Below are 1,552 nucleotides of genomic sequence, written 5' to 3'. Positions count from 1 at the left end.
GTTTGGCTTTCCTGATGGTGAGTGGGGCATAGTTGAGACTAAACCTGGCAGTGGCGAATGGGTCTTTTCAGGTTTATTAAAAGAAGAATCCTCATTCTATCCCTTACTTGGGCCACTGATTAACTGGTTTGCTAAAGCCCCAGTGGATACCAAAGCACGCTTTTCTGAGCAAATGGAGCAAGACATGCTCAAAGTGCTCAATATTGCCTCGCAACAAGGGGTAACGACATTTGCTGAAGGTGGTGGTTCAAGCCAGGCACTCATAGAGAGTTATCAGCGTATTGCTAGCCGTAGTGACATGCCAACACGCCTGCGTACCTTATACACTTGGGATGCTAAATGGGATGAAAAGTCTTTAGATAAAAATCAGTTACCACAGAAAGTCTCTTTTGATAGCGGCTTGTTTTCCGCTGAAGGGGTGAAGTTATGGGCAGATGGTTCAACCCAAGGTTGTAGCGCTTATCTTGGGCAAGATTACGACGAAAAGGGGTTGTGCAGTGACTATGACAGAGGTCATCAAAACTATGACAAGCAAGCCATGGAGGCGCGTTTAAAAAAATATGCTGAAAACAACTGGTATGTTCACATTCACGCTAATGGCAACAGCGCCATTAACAACGCCATTGATGCCTTAAATTCTCTTGGCAAGACATATCCTTCATTTAAAGCATTGCCCAGTGTGCTAATACATTCAACCGTAAATGGTGACAGCGAAGATCCCCTCACTATCCCCGAAAAAATTGCTGCGCTGAGAAATAAAGACGACTTGCCTAATTTATCCACTAGCCACCTTATTGGCCATGTGGCTTATTGGGGAGCATCTTTAGTTAACTCGCTCGGTGAAAAAAGGGCACAACACATAGATCCCACACAAACCGAGTGGCAAAAAGGCATACCTTTGTCACTACATAGTGACATGGCAGTAAGCCCCTTATACCCTTTATGGTTTGTTGAGCAAGCGGTGAGTCGCAATACTTGGGCTTATCCAAAGTTGTCTGGCGAGGGTAAACCTCTCAACAATATTGATGAAGCACTTACGCCATACCAAGCACTCTTGGCTGTGACGTTACACCCAGCGATGCAACACAATATAGGTGATAAACTGGGGTCATTAGAGAAAGGTAAGTTGGCCGATATGGTTGTACTTGCCAAAAATCCATTAACCTTAGCCAAGCCCACAGAAATTCATAATATTGCGGTCTCTTGTACTTTCCTAAATGGTAAGCAAGTCATTTGGAAGTACCCCGAGTCAAACGCTGTGCGCCCAACACCAAACTGTAACATTATAAAAGATCACAATATGGCGACCTGGTAGCCTTAAACCTTAAAAGCTGGAGGGGATAAGTGCCCCTTCTTTTATCAATTATGGTCAACTGAATTTGGCCACGACCTTAGAGATTAAAATTCATAATATTGTATATGCTAGCTTATGAACCAGACTTGCCTAGTCTGATTCATGCGCAACACGCTGGCATTTTGCGTGAGCTTCGTGCTCACGCGCTTTGGACCAAACTCGTGTCAGGCCGATCAGTTCTGGCACGTTTATGCCCCA

Annotated in this window: 1 protein-coding gene; it reads left to right on the top strand. The window is 44.6% G+C overall.

Annotated elements, in window-relative coordinates:
* On the top strand, positions 1–1,315 hold a 1,315-nt coding region (locus tag FW758_RS24415; protein ID WP_446446812.1), incomplete at its 5' end, for an amidohydrolase family protein.
* Positions 1,316–1,552 lie beyond the last annotated feature (237 nt).

It is taken from the genome of Shewanella sp. 1180_01 (assembly GCF_052850535.1).
The sequence above is the reverse complement of the archived record's forward strand: the minus strand, read 5'-3'. Positions and strand labels throughout refer to the sequence as shown.